The following is a 17,868-nucleotide window of genomic DNA, read 5'->3' as shown; positions in this document are numbered from 1 at the left end:
CGCCCAAGCTGTATGTAGATACTACATCTAGTGCAGACGCCTCTTTTGAACCCCAAGATGATGTATTACAAGTATGTCATTTAATGCACCTTTAATCCACAGGGAGGGGCCTTCAAAATGTCCGGAATCCCGCCGTTTTTGCGGACGGAATCCACACCCTGTGGAGTACTTAGCCACATTTAAGGCCCAGCGTGTCGTGGAAAAGACGGCGTGTCGGACCCCTCCGGACCCGCCCGCCGGACACCAAAAAGGGGCCCGGAAGTGACCTTCGGAACCCCTTATGGTGACCAACCGCACTGCAGCTAGAGCTGGACCTCCCGGCGGTCCAGCACAATCTGCTGTACGTCCAGGTAGCCGGACTGGAATCCGGCCCGCGAATAGCAGAGGTAGAACAGCCACATCCGCTGGAACACCGCGTCGAAGCCCAGCTCCCCCACTTCGGGCGACCGTTCCAGGAACCGTTCCTCCCACAGCCGCAGGGTGGCCGCGTAGTGGTCCCCCAGGCCCATCCGTTCGCGCACGCGCAAGGTGGTGTGCTGCTGCGCCACGCCCTCGATGGCGCGCACGGACGGCAGGAAGCCGCCGGGGAAGATGTATTTGTGGACCCAGGTGTAGGCGTTCCGGGTGGCGAGCATACGCCCGTGCGGCATGGTGATCGCCTGGATGGCCACCTTGCCGCCCGGGGCCAGCACGCGGTCGATGGTCTGGAAGTAGATGGGCCAGTACTCATAGCCCACCGCCTCGATCATCTCCACCGACACAACGGCGTCGTACTCACCTTCCACCGCCCGGTAGTCCTGCAGCGCCACGGTCACCTGGTCCGCATAACCGGCAACCGCAATGCGCTCCTGCGCGAGCTCCTGCTGTTCACTGGACAGGGTGACGCTGTAGACAGTGGCGCCGCGGGCGGCAGCCCGAAGTGCCAGCTCGCCCCACCCGGTGCCGATTTCCAGGACCCTGGTGCCGGCGCCGACGCCGGCTTTGTCCAGCAGCCTGTCAATTTTGGCTTGCTGCGCCGCCTCCAAAGCCTGCCAGCCCACAGACTCCAGCGGCCCGCCGTCGAGCGGAAACAGCGCCGACGAATAGCTCATGGTGGAGTCAAGGAACGTGGAGAACAAATCGTTGGACAGGTCGTAGTGCCGCGAGATGTTGCTGCGGGTGTTGTTCTCGGCGTTCCGTTCCTGCCGGGGCGTGCGCGGCAGGTACAGCGGGCGCAAAGCCTGCAGCGGCGCGGGAATCAACGTGTCCACTGAGGCGGCAAACACCTCAAGGACGCCGGCGAGGTCGGCGGCCTCCCAATCGCCGGCCATAAATGACTCGCCCAGCCCGATCAGTCCGTTGTCACCGATCCGGGCTTCGAACGACGCCGGCCGGAGCATCACCATCACCGGGGCGCCGGGGCCGCCTGTGCCCAGGATTGAACCGTCCGGGTACTCAACCCGCAGGGGCAGCCGCTTCACGGCCCCCTTGAACAGAAGCCCTGCCACTTTGCCTGCCAGGGCCGCTTTGGCGCCCGACGGCGGCCGGGCAACTTCCGGCCATACCTCGGGATCGATTGTGGCGGGCGACGCCGGCACTCCCGTCGCGGTCCAGGCTGCGGCATAGTGCGCGGCGGCTTTGTCCAGAACCTCGCCTGCAGCTATGTCCCCGGTTTTGCCCCTGACAGGGACTGCAGTTGCTTCGTTGTGGTCGATCAGTGTCATTGAACTGCCTCCTGTGAGGGGTGGTGCGGCCGGGCGACGACGGGCAGGCGCCTGGCCCAAAGTTTGATGCCCTGTATCCGGATGAGAGCGGAAACCAGCAACGGCGCGGCAGGTACCGCCAGTGCCGCCGCCAGGATGTTCGGAAGCGTGGCCGGGCGGCGCGTGCCGTCCACGCTGGCCACGAACGGCCGGTGGCCTTCGCGGTCCAGCACGATGGAAACCCCGAGCCGCTCCCCCGGCGCGGGCAGCTTCATGCGGTACTGTCCGTCCACGTCATTGAACGGTGAAACATAGAACGCCTTGGGGACCGAGGCGCGTCCGGCAGGATCCGTCCGGAGCAGGTAGCAGTGGCGCTCCCCGTAGGTGTTGTGGACTTCGGCCACCACACACTTCAGCTCACCGGTGGACCTGTAGCACCAGAACAGCGTCAGCGGATTAAAGACGTAGCCGAAAACCCTGGCGCTGGTCAGCATGTGGATGAGGCCGCCGTCGGGCTCTTCCCCCTGCGTGCGCAGGTATTTTTCGACGTTGCTGCGGATGGTGGCATCCGGATCACCCAGGTGGTCACCTGCGCGGAACGCGGCCAGCGGCCGCAGCAGGAGGGGAAGCCGCGGAAGCTGGTCGACGTCCACGAACCAGCTGTAGCTGCGGTACTTAAACGCGTTCTTCAGGGGAGTTCGCCGTACGTGGGATATGGACGTGCGGTAGATCGCCGCGCTCATAAAGGGTCCGTTGCGGAGAGAAGCTCCCGCTCCCCGCCGTTCGGGGACTCCAGCGGATCGGCCAGGGCCACGGCCCAGGAGCGGCCCAGGGATTCCGCGGCGCGGACGCCGGACAGTGCCCCGTCCTCATGGAAACCCCAGCCCAGGTAGGCACCGGCATAGGCGATCCGGCTGTCGCTGAGCCCGGCGATGGCCTGCTGCGCCTGCAGCGATTCGGGGGTGTACTGCGGGTGCTCGTACACCATCCGCTCCAGCACCGCGTCATCGGCAATTAGCTCCGACTCCCCCAGGCTCACCAGGTATGGCCTGCCTGGAACCGGGTCAAGCCGCTGCAGCCGGCTGAGGTCGTAACTGACCAGGACCTTGTCCGGGCGGGCGTCGCACGACGGCAGGCGGTAGTTCCATGACGCTTTCGCGTTGCTGGCGGCGGGGAGGACTGCGGGGTCCCGGTGGAACACGGTGTGGTTCACCGAGTAGGGCATCCCGCCCAGTGCTGCCTTCTCCTCCGGTGTGGCATCGGCCAGGAACCTGAGTGCCTGGGCCGGGTGGGTGGCAATCACGACGGCGTCGAAGTGTTCCAGCCCGTGCTGCGTTGCGAGCTCCACGCCATGCGGCAGGCGCCGGATGGCGGTGACGGGGGTGTTGAGCCGGACATCCGGCAGGGTGGCGGCGAGCTTCTCCACGTACCGGGCGGAACCGCCGGTGACGGTCCGCCACTGCGGGGAACCCTTCACGCCCAGCATGCCGTGGTGGTCCAGGAAGGTGAAGAGGTAGCGGGCCGGGTAGGCCAACGCAGTGGTGGGATCGCAGGACCAGACCGCGCTGACCACCGGGGTCATAAAATGCGAAATGAAGTACGGGCTGAAGTTGTTCCGTTCCAGGAACCCGCCCAGGGTCAGCTCCGGCCGGGCGGTATCCGGACTGACAGCTGAAATCGGCGCTGTCTTCAGGAGTGCCCGGGCCTTGCGGTAGAAGCGGGTGACCTCAAGCAGCATCAGCAGGTAGCGGCCCCGCAGCAGACTGGACGGCCGGGCAATGATTCCGCGGCCGCCGTCGCGCGCTCCCGCGTACTCCAGCCCGCAGCCGTCGCACCGGACGGACATGCTCATTTCGGAGTCCTGCGTTTCCACCCCCAGCTCAGCGAACAGCCGCAGCAGGGTGGGATAGGTCCGCTCGTTGTGGACGATGAAGCCGGTATCGACGCCGATGACGGACCCGTCCGGTTGCGGGATGTCGTGCGTGTGGGCGTGCCCGCCGAGGCGGGAGTCCGCCTCAAAAAGGGTGACACTGTCCTGCCGGTTGAGGACGTAGGCGGCAGTCAAACCGGCCACTCCGCTGCCGACGACCGCCACGCGCCGTCTGTCGCCTCTGTTCACTGCCGGGTTCTGTGACAAGTTATGCTCCTCTGCTGAACATTTGCCAGTGGTGGTTATACAGAGGGCAATTCGGCACCGTTGCCGCAGCGGATGGGTGGCGGTCCGGCAGATTCTTCAGCGCCCGGCAGCTCGTCAGTACCGGGCAGCGGAGTACTGTGGGCAGGTGGTAAATCCGGTACACCTGAAGACCCTCCTGGAGGTCACGCGGCTGGGCTCGTTTGCGGCCGCCGCGTCCACACTGGGCTACACCGCCTCGGCAGTTTCCCAACAGATGTCTGCGCTGGAACGCGACACTGGAGTGGTCCTCTTCCAGCGCTCCGCGCGTAGCGTGGTGCCCACGGAAGCCGCCGTCGTGATGACCCGGCACGCAGCCAAGGTGCTCACGGACATGGAGGCACTGATGGCCGCCGCATCCAAAACCCAGGACGCCGCCAACCAGGAACTGAGGCTGGGCATCTTTCCCAGCCTGGCGACCTACGTCCTGCCCCGGATCCTGAAGAACCCGGCATGGAAGAACCTGGGCATCGACCTGAAAGTATCCGTGGCGGAACCGGGCCAGACCATCCAGGGGCTGCGGACCGGCGGAGACCTGGACCTGGCCGTGGTCTTCCAGGTGGGACAGACCGGGTTCGCGTGGCCGAACACCATCAACCGGCAGTGGATCGGCGATGACAACTTCCGGGTGGTCCTGCCCGCAGGGTGGGGTTTCCGGTCTGACGCGAAGGTGGCAGCGGACCACCTGTCCGAAATGCCGTGGATCATGCACCACCCCGGCACCAGCGATGCCATGGTGATCGAACGACTCTTCGCCGGCTGCAACCTGCATCCCCGCGTGGTGGCGCACAGTGACGATTTCCACGCAAGCCTCGAAATGGCTGCGGCGGGGCTCGGGGCGGCGCTGGTTCCCGAGCTGGCCCTGCGCCACCGGCCCGACGGCGTGGTGGTGCTTGACGTTCCCGAGATCCGGCTTGCCCGCAACGTTTTCGCGCTGCTGATCAATGACCGGAAGACCGCCAGGGTACAGCTGTTCGTTGACCTGTTGGCTGAGACGCTGGCCGGGATGCGCACCGCGGTGAATTCGCCCTGAACAGTGGCAAGCACCGCAGTTCGGGTCTATGTTGAAAGTATGAACAGGGTAGCGAGCCAGCACTTTGGAGAGATCGAGCTCAACCACGGCAAGGATCACTTCATCGCCGCCAAGCATGAACTGCGCGGCCATCCGCTGGAAATCGACCTGAACGTCACCTCCCATGACCACTTCGACGAAGCCGCACTGCGGAAGGTCGACTACCGTCTGCGCTTCCTGCCGGAGCTTGTTGACGAGGTGCGGGACATGATCGCCGAGGAGCTGGAGCAGGAAGGTACCAGCCCCCAGGAGTACCTCCACTTCCACTGCAACGCGCTCAAGGATGAGCACCTGCAAAAGGTCTTCGGTGTAACGGACCGCAGCCAGCTCACCAATGCAGTGTTCCTGAAGGCACTGAAGCTGGGCCACGTTGGGATCTACCCCGGCCAGCCTGAACGCTACTTCGTGATGGACTTCACCCTGGGCGAACACTTCACCGACGAAGTCCTGGTGGCCTCAGCCGACGAGGACGGCGTGGTGGACGACGAGATCGTCTGGGCCTGACAACGCAAAAACGGTGGTTGGGCTCCAGGCCCAACCACCGTTTTACTTTGTTGTCCTACTTCGCGGTTTCCAGCAGGCTGGCGCGGACCGCCTTGGTGGCCTCCACCAGGTTCCGCAAGGATTCCTCGGTCTCCGTGTAGCCGCGGGTCTTCAGCCCGCAGTCCGGGTTGACCCAGAGCTGGCGTGACGGCACGTGCTTGACGGCGGTGCTGAGCAGTTCGGTGACTTCCCCGGTGCCGGGGACGCGCGGCGAGTGGATGTCGTACACGCCCGGGCCAACGCCGCGGCCGAAGCTGTGGGACTCCAGGTCGTGCACAACCTCCATGCGGGACCGTGCGGCCTCGATGGAGGTTACGTCCGCGTCCAGCCCGTCGATCGCGTCGATGATCACGCCGAACTCCGAGTAGCAGAGGTGGGTGTGGATCTGGGTTGCGTCCGCAGCGCCGGCGGTGGACAGGCGGAAGGAGTCGACGGACCACTTCAGGTAGTCGGCGTGGTGGGCCTTCCGCAGCGGTAGCAGTTCGCGCAGGGCGGGCTCGTCCACCTGGATGACCTTGATGCCGGCGGCCTCGAGATCGGCGATCTCGTCGCGCAGGGCCAGGCCCACCTGGTTGGCGGTTTCGCCCAGCGGCTGGTCGTCGCGGACGAAGGACCAGGCCAGGATGGTGACCGGACCGGTGAGCATGCCCTTCATCGGCTTGCTGGTAAGGGACTGGGCGTACTCAGCCCACTCAACAGTGATGGGCGCGCTGCGGGTGACATCGCCCCACAGGATGGACGGGCGGGTGCAGCGTGAGCCGTAGGACTGGACCCAGCCGTGCACGGTGACGTCGAAGCCTTCGAGGTTCTCGGCGAAGTACTGCACCATGTCGTTGCGCTCGGGTTCGCCGTGCACCAGGACGTCGTAGCCGAGCTCTTCCTGCAGCTCCACAACGCGCTTGATCTCGTCCTTCATGAGCTTTTCGTACTGCTCGTTGGTGAGATCACCCTTGTTGTTGCGGGCGCGGGCCGAACGGATCTCCGAGGTCTGCGGGAAGGAACCGATGGTGGTGGTGGGCAGCGGCGGGAGGTGCAGCGCCTCTTCCTGGGCGGCCTCGCGGACTGAGTATTCGGAGCGGCTGAAGTCGGCTGCGGTGAGTGCCTCGGTACGGGCCCGGACGTCAGCACGGCGGACGCCTTCGGCGGTGGCGCGGGAAGCGATCACCGCGGTTGCTTCGTCGATGGCTGCCTTGGCGGAGCCCGGATCGGCCAGGAAAGACGCGAGGGTCTTGACTTCTCCGGCTTTCTGGTCGGAGAACGCCAGCCAGCTGCGCAGCTGCCCGGAGAGCTGCGTTTCCTCGGCGACGTCGTGCGGGACGTGCTGGGTGGACGTGGAGGTGGAGACGGCAAGCTTGCCGGCCGCGGCCTTCAGTTCCTCAAGCTTTGCGGCGGAAGCGGCGAGGTCGTTGCGCCAGATGTTGTGGCCGTCAACGACGCCCGCAACCAGGGTCTTGTTTCCCAGGCCGGCGAGGGCGGCCGCAGAGGGAACGGCGCCCTTGAAGACGTCTATGTGGAGGGCCTCGATGTTGGTGGCGGCGAGGGTGCCGAGCTGTCCGTCGAGCGAGCCGTACGGGGTGGAGACGAGGATTTGCGGACGGCTGGCCGGAGCGGTCAGCACCTCGTAGGCGCGGGCCACGGCTGCTTCGATTTCGGCCGCCGGGGTGTCCTGGTCCACTACCAGTGCGGGCTCGTCGAGCTGTACCCAGCCGGCGCCGGCTGCTGCAAGCTTCTCAAGCAGCTGGACGTAGACGGGCAGGATGTCCTCGAGGCGGGACAGCGGAGCGAAACCGGCGGGGGCGTCGTCGGAAGCCTTGGAAAGCAGCAGGTAGGTGACCGGACCCACAAGGTACGGGCGGGTCTCGATGCCGTTGGCCAGGGCGAAGGCAAACTCGTCAACCTTTGCGGTGGAGGCGAGGGTGAACCCGGTCTCCGGGCCGATCTCCGGCACCAGGTAGTGGTAGTTGGTGTCGAACCACTTGGTCATTTCCAGCGGCTGCTGTTCCTTGGTGCCGCGGGCCAGCGTGAAGTAGCCGTCGATGTCCAGCTGTCCGTCAGCGTTGAGGAGCTTGCCGAAGCGGGCGGGCACGGCGCCGAGGTGCGCGGTGGTGTCCAGGACCTGGTCGTAGTAGGAGAAGGTGCCGGGCACGGCTGCGGCTTCGGTCAGGCCGAGTTCCTGCAGGCGCCGGGCAATGGTCAGCTGGATGTCCTTGGCGGCGGCGTCCAGGGCGGCGGCGTCGATCTTGCCGGCCCAGTAGGCCTCGACGGCCTTCTTGAGTTCGCGGCGGCGGCCGATGCGCGGGTAGCCGAGAAGGGAGGCGGAGGGGAAAGGCGTGGTGTTTTCAGGCATGGGAAAGTTCCTTAGATAGAAGCTGCGTCTAAAGCTTGGGCTCAGAGACCACTGGTCTGGAGCCGTGTGGGTCGCGGAAGGCGGTCAGCTGGCCAGCTGGGGGCTGCCCACAGCGGCGCGCCGGCCGGCGGTGCGGGAGTGTCGCGGCAGGGCGAGCTTGTCCAGCACTTCCAGTGCGCTTTGGTGTTCGTTGAAGGTGTAGAGGTGGATGCCGGGCGCACCCGCATCGAGGGCCGCGTTGGCCAGGTCCACCGTGGCATCGACGCCGAGGTGCAGGCGCTCAATGTCGCTGTCCGCGGCAGCCAGGCGTTCCATCAGTTCGGGCGCGGGTTCCACGCCGGCGAGTTCGCCCAGCCGTTTGAGGCGGCGAAGGCTGGTGAGCGGCATAACGCCCGTAATGATGGGGATGGTGACCCCGGCCCGGCGTGCCCGGGTCAGCAGGTCCGCATACTCTTCGGTGCGGAAGAAGACCTGCGTGATGGCAAAATCGGCGCCGGAACGCTGCTTGGCGAGCAGCACCTCGACGTCGTGCTCCTCACTGGGTGATTCGGGGTGACGCGTGGGATATGCCGCAACTCCCACGGCGATCTTCCCCGCGCACAGCAGTGCCGAACGGCGCTGCTCCACCCGGCGGATGAGTTCGATCAGGTCCTGGGCGTAGCGCAGCGACCCCGGAGCAGGTTCACCGCCCTCCTTGGGCAGGTCCCCGCGCAGGGCGAGGATCCCGCGCACGCCGGTGTCCAGCAGTTCGCCGATGATCCCCGCCAGTTCCTGCGGCGTGTTGCCAACGCAGGTCAGGTGCGCCAGGGGCCGGAGCGTGGTTTCGAGCAGGAGCCGGTTGATGAGTTCGACGGCGGTGTCCCGGTTGGAGCCGCTGGCACCATAGGTCACGGAGACGTAGTCCGGTTCAGTGCTTTCCAGCTCGCGGATGGTGGTCCACAGTGTCTCCGCGGCTTTCGGCGACCGCGGCGGGAACAGCTCATAGGAAAGCGCCACCGGGGCGGCGTCGGAGAGGTTCGGATGTGTGTCAATAAGGCTGGGTGGTGACATTTGCGTCCTTGGCTTTGGGCCATTGAGGGCTGCCTGTCAGAAGTTGAAGACAGGACACCGGCAATGAATTGAGTTTGGGGAACACGGAAGAACTCCACAGGACGCAGCCGCGACTGTTACGCCTGAAATGAAGTTGTCCGTGAGCAAATGTCAGGCCCACATGGGGGCACCCACACCCTCCGCAACGGAGGATCGCTGACACGTTACCGCGGTAACTTGTATAGAACTCTAGGAGTGGCGGGAGGAGCATTCAAGTTCGCCTCCGAATTAAGACGCATTCTTACGCCTTGTTTCGTCTGCCGGCAGAACATTGTTCGCCGCGCAGCTCCTGCACGTGTGTTGCCCCTGCGGCCCGTCACCAGGGCCGGTCGGGGCCGGGAGCGTACCCGCTGTCCCGAAGGTACTCCCCGCGTTCCCGTCCGCTGTTCCGTTCACGCTGGGCTTCCCGGGCGTTTTCGGCCAGTTCTTCCAGCCGGGTCCTGCCGGGAGCATCGGCTTGCGGCTCCTCCCGGCCGGGCTCCTGCTGTGCTTCGTCCTGCCCGCCGCGGGCGGCTTCGAGTTTTTTGCTCACCCGTTCTTCTGCCCCGGTAAGCTTCTCGCCAACTTCCGCACCGGCACCGGTGAAACAACCGCCGGCCGCGGCAGCGGCAATCTCCAGTGCCTCCGTGAACAAAGCAGCGGCCGATGCCGGATCCTCCAGCCGCAGCTTGTCGTCGCCGAGCCTCTCGACAGCCAGGAACAGGTTCAGCCGGATAATGCAGGCGTCGGCCGATGCAGGCGGTGCGAGTTCCAGGGCTTCCTCGAACCTAAACCTGGCGGCGGCGGTGTCTCCGGACAGGATCAGGGCGTCGCCTGCTGCGAACGGAGCCTTGTGCCGTTCGAGGATGTTCGCGGGCTGCAGCCACCCGGCAGCCCGTCCGACGGCGGCAGCATCGTTCGCTGCGAAGGCTCGGGCCGCTTGCCCCGCGAGGGAGCCCACGCTGAGCAGTTTGGCGGCCACGCACAGCACCAGCAGTACCGGCAGCGCCGACCAGAGCAGCAGGCGACGCCTCCGCAGACCTTCCCTGCTTGCCTTGGCTTTGATGGCCGTCACCGGGCAGCCTCCTTCTCGTCCGCGGAATGCGGGGCCTCGTGCCGTTTGGCAGCCGGCCGCAGTTCGCGGAACTGCCGGATAATCACCACGGCCTCAGCGAGGCCGAGCCCGAAGGCGCCGGCGGCGAACAGCCAGTAGAGCTCTGTCCGGCCGCCCGGGCCGCCGTTCCCAGCGGTGCGTTCCAGTGCGCCTGGACCCCGCTCCTGCATCATTCCGGACACGGACGCCCCCGCGGACCGGTGCACGTACGGCACACCAAGCTGGGCAGCGATGTCACGAAGCCGGCCTTCATCGATGACGGACACGGCGTCACTGCCGCTGCTGTCCTGGATGTAGGACGAATCGTCGTCGGATTCCAGCCCGGTGTTTTCCTTCATCCGTCCGCCGCCGGCGGTGCCGTAGCCCAGCACCGCTCCCCCGGCCACCAGGCCGGCCTCCAGTTTCAGGGGCTCCGGTTCCTTCCCGCTGGTCTGCTCGCCGTCACCCAGGTAGTAGACCAGCCGGGGCCGCTCCGGGTGGCCCTCCCGGGCAGCGGCCAGGCGTTCGGCGAGCACCTCCCGGGCGGCCGTGATGCTGCTGCCCTTGGCGTAGGCCGTGACCTGGGGCTCAAGGATCGACGTGATGGTTTCCAGCGCCGACGTGTCGGTGCTCAGCGGCATCCGAACATGTGCTGTGGTGTCAAAGGTGATCACGGAAAAACGGGCGCCGGGCACCTCCCCGGCGATCGCCCTCATGTCCTGGCGTACGCCGTCCAGGCGCGGGGCAGCATTTCCGTAGTCCTCGGCCACCATGCTGCTGGTGGTGTCCACCACGAAGAACACGTTCAGGTCGGCGGTGGCTGCTGTGCCCGGGCCGCCCGGGAAGCCAGGCCGGAGCGCCGCTGCGCACAGCAGCAGCACCAGCACGGCGCGGCGGACCTCGAGGCGTGTACCCCGGCGTCGTTCGAGCAACACCCGCCATCCCAGGAGCACCGCCGTGGCAACAATGACGGGAACCAGGAGCCACGCCGGCAGGATCGGCTGCAGCGTCATGGCTGGAGCCGCCAGTACGCCACAGCGAGTGCCAGTCCCGAGAAGAGGGCAAAGATCAGCGGAAGGTCAGCGCGGTCCGAGGCCACCGCCGTGGGAGCGCCCTGGAGCGCAGCTGCCTCAGTTTCCTGCACCGCAGCAACAATGCCGGCCACAGCTTCGGGGCTGTCGAGGGCATAGTAGGCGCCGCCGCTGGACTGGGCAGCTTCCCTCAGCTGGGCACCCGGCTGGTTCGCGCCGGCGCCGTAGTCCAGGTCCCCCGGGTTCAGCGCATACACGCGCACTGCCCTGTCCCTGGCGATACCTGCGGCTTCCTGCAATGTCATGATGGGCTCTCCGGAAACGAAGTTGTCCGTTGCCAGGACCACCGACCGCGAGCGCTGCGGTGTGGTGTCCTGGCCTTTGCCGGTGGGGAAGCTGTTGAGGCAGGAGGCCAGGCCGTCCCCGATCAGGGACGAACCGCGGCCGCTCCAGGTGCCGTTGAGGAAGCCGGTGCTGCCGGGCCTGCCGTCGAAGGCGTCCCGTGCGAGGGTCAACTGTTCCTGCGCGTAAGAGTAGTCGTCCGTGAGGGGAAAGACCTGGATGGCCGTGCTGTCGAAAATGGTCAGGCCGATCCGTTCACCCTGAAAGTCTTCGGCCAGCCGGGCAAAGACGTCCACCACGGCAGCGTCGGCGCTGCTCATGGATCCTGAAACGTCCAAGCACAGGATGATGTCCCGGTTGTGCTGCTCCGGCCGGATGGTGGTGACCTCCACCGGACGTGCGGCCGCCAGCAGTGTGGATGCCAGCAGCGAGGCACAGGCTATCGCAGCGACCGCGAGCCAGCGGCGGCGCCGCCGCAGCGCTGCCTGATATTCAGGCAGCATGGTGAGCCGTTCAGCGTAGGCTGCCGGCCGGCGTCGTGCGTTGGCTTGCCTGTTGGGGCGCAGGGCGACCCACCCGGCCACGCCTGCGGCGATGGCAGCGAGCGGGATCACCCCCCAGAAGATCAGCTCCACGAATGCACCGCCTCGCGGGCCGTGGCGGCCGAGGCGGCAACGGCAGGAAGCGGCTCATGGCCGAACTCGCCCGGGTACAGGGCGGCGATGGCAGCGGCGGCGGCAGGCAGGGGATGCGCCGCGAGGTCGGCGTGCGTCATCCGCGGTGCATCCACTCCGGTGGCGTCCCGGACGAAACGCCGCAGCAGCAGGCTGATCTCCTGGTGGGCGGTGCGGGCCGGCAGGTTCCCGGCGGCGGCATGCTGCTCCACGTCGGTGATCCGCTGCAGGTACGCGGCTTTGAGTCCCGGGAGGTCGGTCAGCGGAGCCGACGCCTCCTCGGACCGCGGGCGGGGCGGGCGGGTGGCTGTGAACAGAAAGACGTACCAGGCAGCCACCAGCAGGAGCAGCGCCAGTCCCGCCCACAGCCACAGCGGGCTGTACTGCAGCGGGCCGTGGAATCCGGGATCAGCCTGCACGCCGGTGCCTTTCCAGGAGAGCGAACAGGGCGGTGACGACGTCGGAGCTGCCGGCTACCGAGCCGTGGGTGATACCGGCCTGGCGCAGCATGTTGTCCCGGCCGGTGTCCCGCTCCGCGGCAGCCTTCCGGTAGGCAGCCGCTACGGCCGGCGACCGCGCCAGCTGACCCATCAGGGGTGCGGAATCGTCCACGCTGTACCAGTCCCCCGCGGCGGCCAACTCCGCGTCCCGCACGGTGAGCCACAGGATCTCGTGCTGTGCCCGGAGCCGGCGGAGCAGCCGGCCCAGCTCCGGATCTGCCACCATTTCGTCCGCCACCACAAACAGGAGGTGCCTGCCTTTGACGGTTCGGGCCACGTGCCCCAGCTGCTCCTGGATCCTGCTGCCGGCCCCATCCTCGGAGGTACTGGAATGGACGTGGCGGAGGAGCCGTTCAAGGTGCGCTTCGCCGCCCTTCGCCGGGAGGCTCAGGGTCGCGGCGGAGTCGCCGCTGACCAGGCCCACTACGTCCCCATGGCGGTGGGCGAGGTATCCCACCACCCCCAGCGCCATCACGGCGATGTCCTTTTTCACTTCGCCGCCTTCGGCCATGGCTGCCATGTTGCGTCCGGTGTCGGTAATGAGCAGGACCGTCTGCCGGCGGACGGCGACGTACCTTTTGATCAGCGGTGAGCCGTGGCGGGCGGTGGCTTTCCAGTCGATGTCGCGGACCTCGTCGCCGGGGACGTAGGCGCGGAGGTCATCGAAGTCCAGGCTGCGTCCGCGGAACACTGAACCGTACTCGCCGTCGATCATCCCGCGGGCCTTGCGGTGGGCGAAGATGGCCATCTTCGCCTTCACCCGGTGAAGGAGGCTGGTCATGGGCGCCTCAGGGCGTCTGGACGGCGGCGACGATCGCGTCAATCACCGTTTCCACCGGCACCTGCCCGGCCACCGCCTCGAAGTTCAGGATGAGCCGGTGCCGCAGCACACGGTGGGCGAGGGACTTCACGTCCTCGGGGATGACGTGGTCCCGGCCGCTCAGGAGGGCCACGGCCCGGGCAGCCTGGCTGAAGGCGATGCTGGCGCGGGGGCTGGCACCGAATTCGATGAAGCCGGCCAGTCGCGGATCAATGTACTGCCCGGCGTTCCGGGTGACGTAGACCAGGCCCACGATGTAGTTGATCACGGCCGGATCGAGGTAAATGCGCTTCACGACGTCCTGGACGTGCATCACGGCATCCAGCGACGCGGCCGCCGCCGGTTTCTGCTCCTGCGTGAAGATGCCGGCGTCGATCCGGCGGATGATCTCGGCTTCCTCCGCCGGCGAGGGGTAATCGAGGACATCCTTGAGCATAAAGCGGTCCATCTGGGCTTCCGGGAGCTGGTAGGTTCCCTCCTGCTCAATGGGGTTCTGCGTGGCCAGCACCAGGAACGGGGAGGGCAGGCGGTACTCCTGGCCGCCGATCGATGTCTGGCGTTCCTGCATGGCCTCGAGCATGGCGCTCTGGGTCTTGGCGCTGGAACGGTTGATCTCGTCGAGGAGCACGATGTTGGCGTGCACAGGGCCCAGCTGGGTCACGAAGGTGCCTTTGGCGGCGTCGTAAATCTGGGTGCCAACAATGTCGCTGGGCAGCAGGTCGGGGGTGCACTGGATCCGCCGGAACTCCGCGCTGACCGCTTCGGCCACAGTCTGCGCGGCGGTGGTTTTGGCCAGGCCGGGCACGCTCTCCAGGAGGATGTGGCCCCCGGTCAGCAGGCCCACGAGCAGGCTTTCCCGCAGCCGCTGCTGCCCCACCATTTTGGCGTCGAAGCTCCGGGAGATGCCTGCGGCAACTTGCTGCGCCCTTGCCAGCTCCGCCGGTTCAATCCTTGCGGACGCGCTGGTTTGAAGCACTGGTATTCCCCCTGGTGGCTGTACTTGCGGGTGACGGGCCGGCCGGCTGCACTCCGCGCCATCCTATCCAAGACCGGCCCGCCGGTTCCGGCAATGGGGACCCCTCCCCACCGCGCCCTCCCAGGTCTATTCTTTTGACATGAGCGAGCTTCCAGCCAGTTACAAGGAGTTTCTCGCCGGTAAAAGCGAGATGTTCATCAACACCGTGCGGCCAGTCCTGCTGCAGTCGGCCGCGGACAAGCTGCACGGCGTCCGGGTCACGTACAACCCCGGCTCCACCGGCCACCAGGCCCACCTCGATGACAGCCTTCCCTACGGGGTTGTTTTCGAGGACATCGACTAAGTCATCACGGGACGGGCCGCCTGCGCTGTTGCGCCGGCTCAGCCCCTTACCGCGCCCGAGAGGGCAAACGAACTGCCGGCACCCCGGGCCACCAGGACGTACAGGGCCAGGACCGGCAGCGAGTACAGGATGGAAAAAGCGGCCAACTGGCCGTAGGCCACTGCCCCGTGCTGTCCGAAAAAGCTGAAGATGGACACGGCGGCGGGTTGGTTCGCTTCGGACAGGAGCAGCACAAAGGGGACAAAGAAGTTCCCCCACGCCTGGATGAACACAAAGATGAACACCACACCCAGGCCCTGGCGCATCAGCGGCAGGACGATGGTTCGCCGTGCGGTCATCCTCGACGCGCCGTCCACCCAGGCCGCTTCCTCAAGGGAGGCCGGCACCGCGTCCATAAAGTTCCGGGTCATCCAGATGGCCATCGGCAGGGCGGTGGCGGCCATAAAAAGGATGGTGGCCGCCATCGAGTCCAGCAGTTCCAGCTGAACGAACAGTCCATAGACGGGCACCATAATGGCTGTGATGGGAAGGCATGTGCCGAAAAGGACGGCGTACATAAACGGCGTGTTGAACCTGGACCGGTAACGGGACAGCGGGTAGGCGGCCAGCACCGCAGCCACGAGGGTGACGGCGGCGGTGCCGGCCGAGAGCACCAGGCTGTTCCATAATGGCTGGAGCAGCAGCCCGGGCGTCATGATCGCGGAAAAATTCCCCAGGCTTGCCTGTGCCGGAACCCTGGTTTCGTGGCTGGCGTCTGTGTCCAGGGAGGCCAGGACCAGCCACAGCAGCGGCAGCAGGAAACAGGCGCCGAGCAGCAGCAAGGACACATCCGCGGGAGTACTGCTGCGGTGCGGTGCGCGGGTCCGCCCGGCGGATTGGCTGGGAAGGACAGTCCTCGATGCTTTGACGGGCGCGGTCATCGCTTCGACTCCCGGAGCAGCCGGACGTAGACCGCGCCGAACACGCCTCCGATGAGGATCAGCACTGATGCCACGGCAGTGCCGTAGCCGATGTCACCGAATTTGAAGGCTTCCTGGTAGGCCAGGACGGGCAGCGTAGTGCTCGCGTTGGCCGGGCCGCCGGCGGTCATCACCCAGATCAGGGTAAAGACAGCGAGGGTCTGCAGCGTGATCAGCATCAGGTTGGTGGCGATGCTCCCCCGGATCATGGGCAGCGTAATGAAGGCAAGCCGCTGCCAGCCCCCTGCTCCATCCATCTGGGCGGCTTCGGCCACTTCAGTGGGAACATCGTTCAGCGCCGCGCGGTACACCAGCATGGAAAAGGCAGTGCCGCGCCAGATGTTGGCCAGCACCACCGCCGCCATTGGCCAGGAATAAAGCCAGTCCTGCTGATCCATCCCCAGGCCTCCCAGCAGTTGGTTCAGCGTCCCGCCGCGGCTGAAGTAGGCATAGGCGGCAAAGGCGGCAACGATTTCGGGGAGCACCCAGGCTGCCACAACAGCTGTTCCCACTGCGGCGGACACTGCCCGGCGCGCCCGGCGCATCAGGACGGCGAGGGCCAGCCCCAGCAGGTTCTGCCCCAGGACGGCAGAACCGATCACAAACAGCACGGTCAGCCCCAGCGACAGGGGAAACACCGGATCCACCAGCAGCCGCTGGTAGTTCTCCAGCCCAATCCATTCCGGGCTGCGTGCGTTGCGGCCCGTCAGGCCGGCGTTGGTGAAGGACGCGTGGAAAGCCCACAGCACGGGCCCGGCGAGGAAAACCACCAGGAGCATAACGGCAGGCAGGACGGGCAGGTAGCGCAGCAGCCCGCGTCCCCCGGTTCGGGCGGGCACCGCTTACTTCCGGACGGTGTTGTCGCCACCTACGATGTCCGTCACCGCTGCGTCGTAGTCCGCCGCTGCCTGCTCCGGCGACCGCGTACCCGTGATCACGGCCTCCGTCGCCTCCTGGACCGCAGCTGAGATGCGGGGGTAGTCAGACGTCGCCGGGCGGTACCGCGTGACGGAGACGAGTTCGGAAACGTCCTTGACGAACGGGTTTCCGGCCTGGTAGCCGGGATCTTCGGCCACGTCGCTGCGGACGGCGATCTGGGAACTTCCCAGGGTGAACTTCAGGGAGTTCTCCCGGTTCATCGCCGTGCTGAGGAAGCTGAAAGCGAGGTCGGGCTCTTTAGTCCCGGCACCAACGGCCAGCGTCCACCCGCCGGACATACTCACGGATCCCGGGGCGCCGCCGTCCTGCGTCGGGAACGGGGCAACACCCATGTCCTGCTCATAGCCGGGCCATGCGTAGCTGCCGCCGTCCTGCCAGAACGACGGCGCGTAGGAACCTTCCACCGTGGCGCCCAGCTTTCCGTTCGGGAACCACTCGCCGAACACCTTCTTCCACACATTAGCGTCCAAGGCCTCTGCCGGCGTAACGGCGAGCCCCTCGTCGTAAAGGGTCTTGAGGAAGGCCAGGGAGTCAACAAATCCGGCAGACCCCACCACCCACTTTTTGGTTTCGTCGTCGTAAAGTGCGGACCCGGTTCCGTACAGGAGTTCGTAGAACCCCTGCATAACGGTGCCTTCGCCGGTGCCCTTACCGGCATACACGTTGAACGGGACCACCGAGGGATCGTTCGCCTTGATCTTCCGGGCAGTGTCCAGGATGTCCTGCCAGCTGCGCGGCGCCCAGGGGACGCTGATCCCGGCGGCTTCGAGGACCTTCTTGTTGTACCAGATGGCCCGCGTGTCGGTTCCCAGCGGCACCGCGTAGGTCCCGCCGTCGTCCGCCCGCCCTGCCGCCTTGGCGCCGTCGTCGAACGTGTCCCAGTCCGCCCAGCGCTCAAGGTGGCTGTCCAGCTTGAGGAGGTAGCCGGCGTCGACGTCGGAGCGGACCTTGAAGGTGTCCTCGTAGAAGACGTCCGGCGCGGTGGAGGGCGATCGCAGGGCGAGGGCCAGCTTGGTGCCATAGTCGTCGTCGTTGCCCTGGATGGGCTGCAGCTCAATGGTGACCCCCGGATTTGCGGCTTCGAACTCCTGTTTGGCTGCCTGGAACATCGTCTCCAGGGCGGTGAAGGAGTCGGTCTTCTGATAAACCACCTTCAGCGTTTTCGCTCCGTCCCCGGGAGCAGCGGGCGTGCAGGCTGCCAGGACGATCAGTGCGGAGGCGATCACGGACAGGGTCTTCAGGGCCGGGCGACGCATGGTGCTCCATTCGATCAATGGCTGCGGTCCCCCGTTGTCAGCGGGCCCCA

17 protein-coding genes are annotated in these 17,868 nt (G+C 66.4%); 3 read left to right on the top strand and 14 right to left on the bottom strand.

The genetic code is table 11. The features are described 5' to 3' along the window. Nucleotides 1–302: 302 nt before the first annotated feature. Genes ACFVYC_RS03570 through ACFVYC_RS03560 form a run of 3 tightly spaced genes read right to left on the bottom strand, consistent with a single transcriptional unit; the run spans nt 303 to nt 3,819 of the window. On the bottom strand, nt 303–1,703 hold the full coding sequence (locus ACFVYC_RS03570; protein ID WP_387546618.1) for a class I SAM-dependent methyltransferase: 1,401 nt from the start codon (nt 1,701–1,703) through the stop codon (nt 303–305). Continuing rightward, nucleotides 1,700–2,425 carry a DUF1365 domain-containing protein gene (locus tag ACFVYC_RS03565; protein WP_387546615.1) on the bottom strand — a complete coding sequence of 242 codons (726 nt, stop codon included), beginning with the start codon at nt 2,423–2,425 and terminating at the stop codon, nt 1,700–1,702. The genes ACFVYC_RS03570 and ACFVYC_RS03565 overlap by 4 nt, the downstream gene beginning before the upstream one ends. Continuing rightward, on the bottom strand, nt 2,422–3,819 hold the full coding sequence (locus ACFVYC_RS03560; protein WP_387546613.1) for an NAD(P)/FAD-dependent oxidoreductase: 1,398 nt from the start codon (nt 3,817–3,819) through the stop codon (nt 2,422–2,424). The genes ACFVYC_RS03565 and ACFVYC_RS03560 overlap by 4 nt, the downstream gene beginning before the upstream one ends. A 145-nt stretch (nt 3,820–3,964) precedes the next feature. Between ACFVYC_RS03560 and ACFVYC_RS03555 the strand changes: the two genes are divergently transcribed. Next, nucleotides 3,965–4,888 (top strand): LysR family transcriptional regulator, encoded by a 924-nt coding sequence (locus tag ACFVYC_RS03555; protein ID WP_387546611.1) that lies wholly within the window; start codon nt 3,965–3,967, stop codon nt 4,886–4,888. A 39-nt stretch (nt 4,889–4,927) separates the two neighbouring features. Next, nucleotides 4,928–5,431, top strand: coding sequence for a DUF2004 domain-containing protein (locus ACFVYC_RS03550; RefSeq protein WP_387546609.1), 504 nt, complete (start codon nt 4,928–4,930; stop codon nt 5,429–5,431). A 55-nt stretch (nt 5,432–5,486) separates the two neighbouring features. Here ACFVYC_RS03550 and metE read toward each other — a convergent pair whose 3' ends face one another. From metE to ACFVYC_RS03510, 8 genes are all read right to left on the bottom strand, one after another. Then, nucleotides 5,487–7,817: a 5-methyltetrahydropteroyltriglutamate--homocysteine S-methyltransferase gene (gene metE / locus ACFVYC_RS03545; RefSeq protein ID WP_387546607.1), complete on the bottom strand. Its 2,331-nt coding sequence runs from the start codon at nt 7,815–7,817 to the stop codon at nt 5,487–5,489. Between the two features lie 84 nt (nt 7,818–7,901). After that, nucleotides 7,902–8,867 carry a methylenetetrahydrofolate reductase gene (locus ACFVYC_RS03540; RefSeq protein ID WP_387546605.1) on the bottom strand — a complete coding sequence of 322 codons (966 nt, stop codon included), beginning with the start codon at nt 8,865–8,867 and terminating at the stop codon, nt 7,902–7,904. A 355-nt stretch (nt 8,868–9,222) separates the two neighbouring features. Then, on the bottom strand, nt 9,223–9,960 hold the full coding sequence (locus ACFVYC_RS03535) for a hypothetical protein (protein WP_387546604.1): 738 nt from the start codon (nt 9,958–9,960) through the stop codon (nt 9,223–9,225). Continuing rightward, a complete protein-coding gene (locus ACFVYC_RS03530) occupies nt 9,957–10,991 on the bottom strand; it encodes a VWA domain-containing protein (protein ID WP_387546601.1) in 1,035 nt (344 codons plus the stop codon). The genes ACFVYC_RS03535 and ACFVYC_RS03530 overlap by 4 nt, the downstream gene beginning before the upstream one ends. Then, the gene (locus ACFVYC_RS03525; protein WP_387546598.1) at nt 10,988–11,986 is read right to left on the bottom strand and encodes a VWA domain-containing protein; all 999 of its coding nucleotides are present in this window, start codon (nt 11,984–11,986) and stop codon (nt 10,988–10,990) included. Before ACFVYC_RS03525 ends, ACFVYC_RS03530 begins: the two co-directional genes overlap by 4 nt. After that, nucleotides 11,977–12,444, bottom strand: a complete 468-nt coding sequence (locus ACFVYC_RS03520) for a hypothetical protein (RefSeq protein WP_387546595.1) — start codon at nt 12,442–12,444, stop codon at nt 11,977–11,979. The genes ACFVYC_RS03525 and ACFVYC_RS03520 overlap by 10 nt, the downstream gene beginning before the upstream one ends. After that, nucleotides 12,434–13,306, bottom strand: coding sequence for a DUF58 domain-containing protein (locus tag ACFVYC_RS03515; protein ID WP_387546593.1), 873 nt, complete (start codon nt 13,304–13,306; stop codon nt 12,434–12,436). The genes ACFVYC_RS03520 and ACFVYC_RS03515 overlap by 11 nt, the downstream gene beginning before the upstream one ends. 7 nt (nt 13,307–13,313) lie before the next feature. Beyond that, nucleotides 13,314–14,321, bottom strand: coding sequence for an AAA family ATPase (locus ACFVYC_RS03510; RefSeq protein WP_387546591.1), 1,008 nt, complete (start codon nt 14,319–14,321; stop codon nt 13,314–13,316). Nucleotides 14,322–14,460: 139 nt separating this feature from the next. On the opposite strand from ACFVYC_RS03510, the gene ACFVYC_RS03505 reads away from it, so the two are divergent. After that, nucleotides 14,461–14,664 (top strand): hypothetical protein, encoded by a 204-nt coding sequence (locus tag ACFVYC_RS03505; protein ID WP_387546588.1) that lies wholly within the window; start codon nt 14,461–14,463, stop codon nt 14,662–14,664. Nucleotides 14,665–14,702: 38 nt separating this feature from the next. Here the strand turns inward: ACFVYC_RS03505 and ACFVYC_RS03500 are convergent, their stop codons facing one another. From ACFVYC_RS03500 to ACFVYC_RS03490, 3 genes are all read right to left on the bottom strand, one after another. After that, entirely contained in the window at nt 14,703–15,584 is an 882-nt protein-coding gene (locus tag ACFVYC_RS03500; protein ID WP_387546586.1) for a carbohydrate ABC transporter permease, read from the bottom strand. Further along, nucleotides 15,581–16,402 carry a carbohydrate ABC transporter permease gene (locus ACFVYC_RS03495; RefSeq protein WP_387547132.1) on the bottom strand — a complete coding sequence of 274 codons (822 nt, stop codon included), beginning with the start codon at nt 16,400–16,402 and terminating at the stop codon, nt 15,581–15,583. The genes ACFVYC_RS03500 and ACFVYC_RS03495 overlap by 4 nt, the downstream gene beginning before the upstream one ends. A 63-nt stretch (nt 16,403–16,465) precedes the next feature. Then, entirely contained in the window at nt 16,466–17,818 is a 1,353-nt protein-coding gene (locus tag ACFVYC_RS03490) for an extracellular solute-binding protein (RefSeq protein ID WP_387546583.1), read from the bottom strand. Between the last annotated feature and the right edge of the window lie 50 nt (nt 17,819–17,868).

Origin of the sequence: Pseudarthrobacter sp. NPDC058329, assembly GCF_042879835.1 — a bacterium.
Lineage (GTDB): Bacteria > Actinomycetota > Actinomycetes > Actinomycetales > Micrococcaceae > Arthrobacter.
The sequence above is the reverse complement of the archived record's forward strand: the minus strand, read 5'-3'. Positions and strand labels throughout refer to the sequence as shown.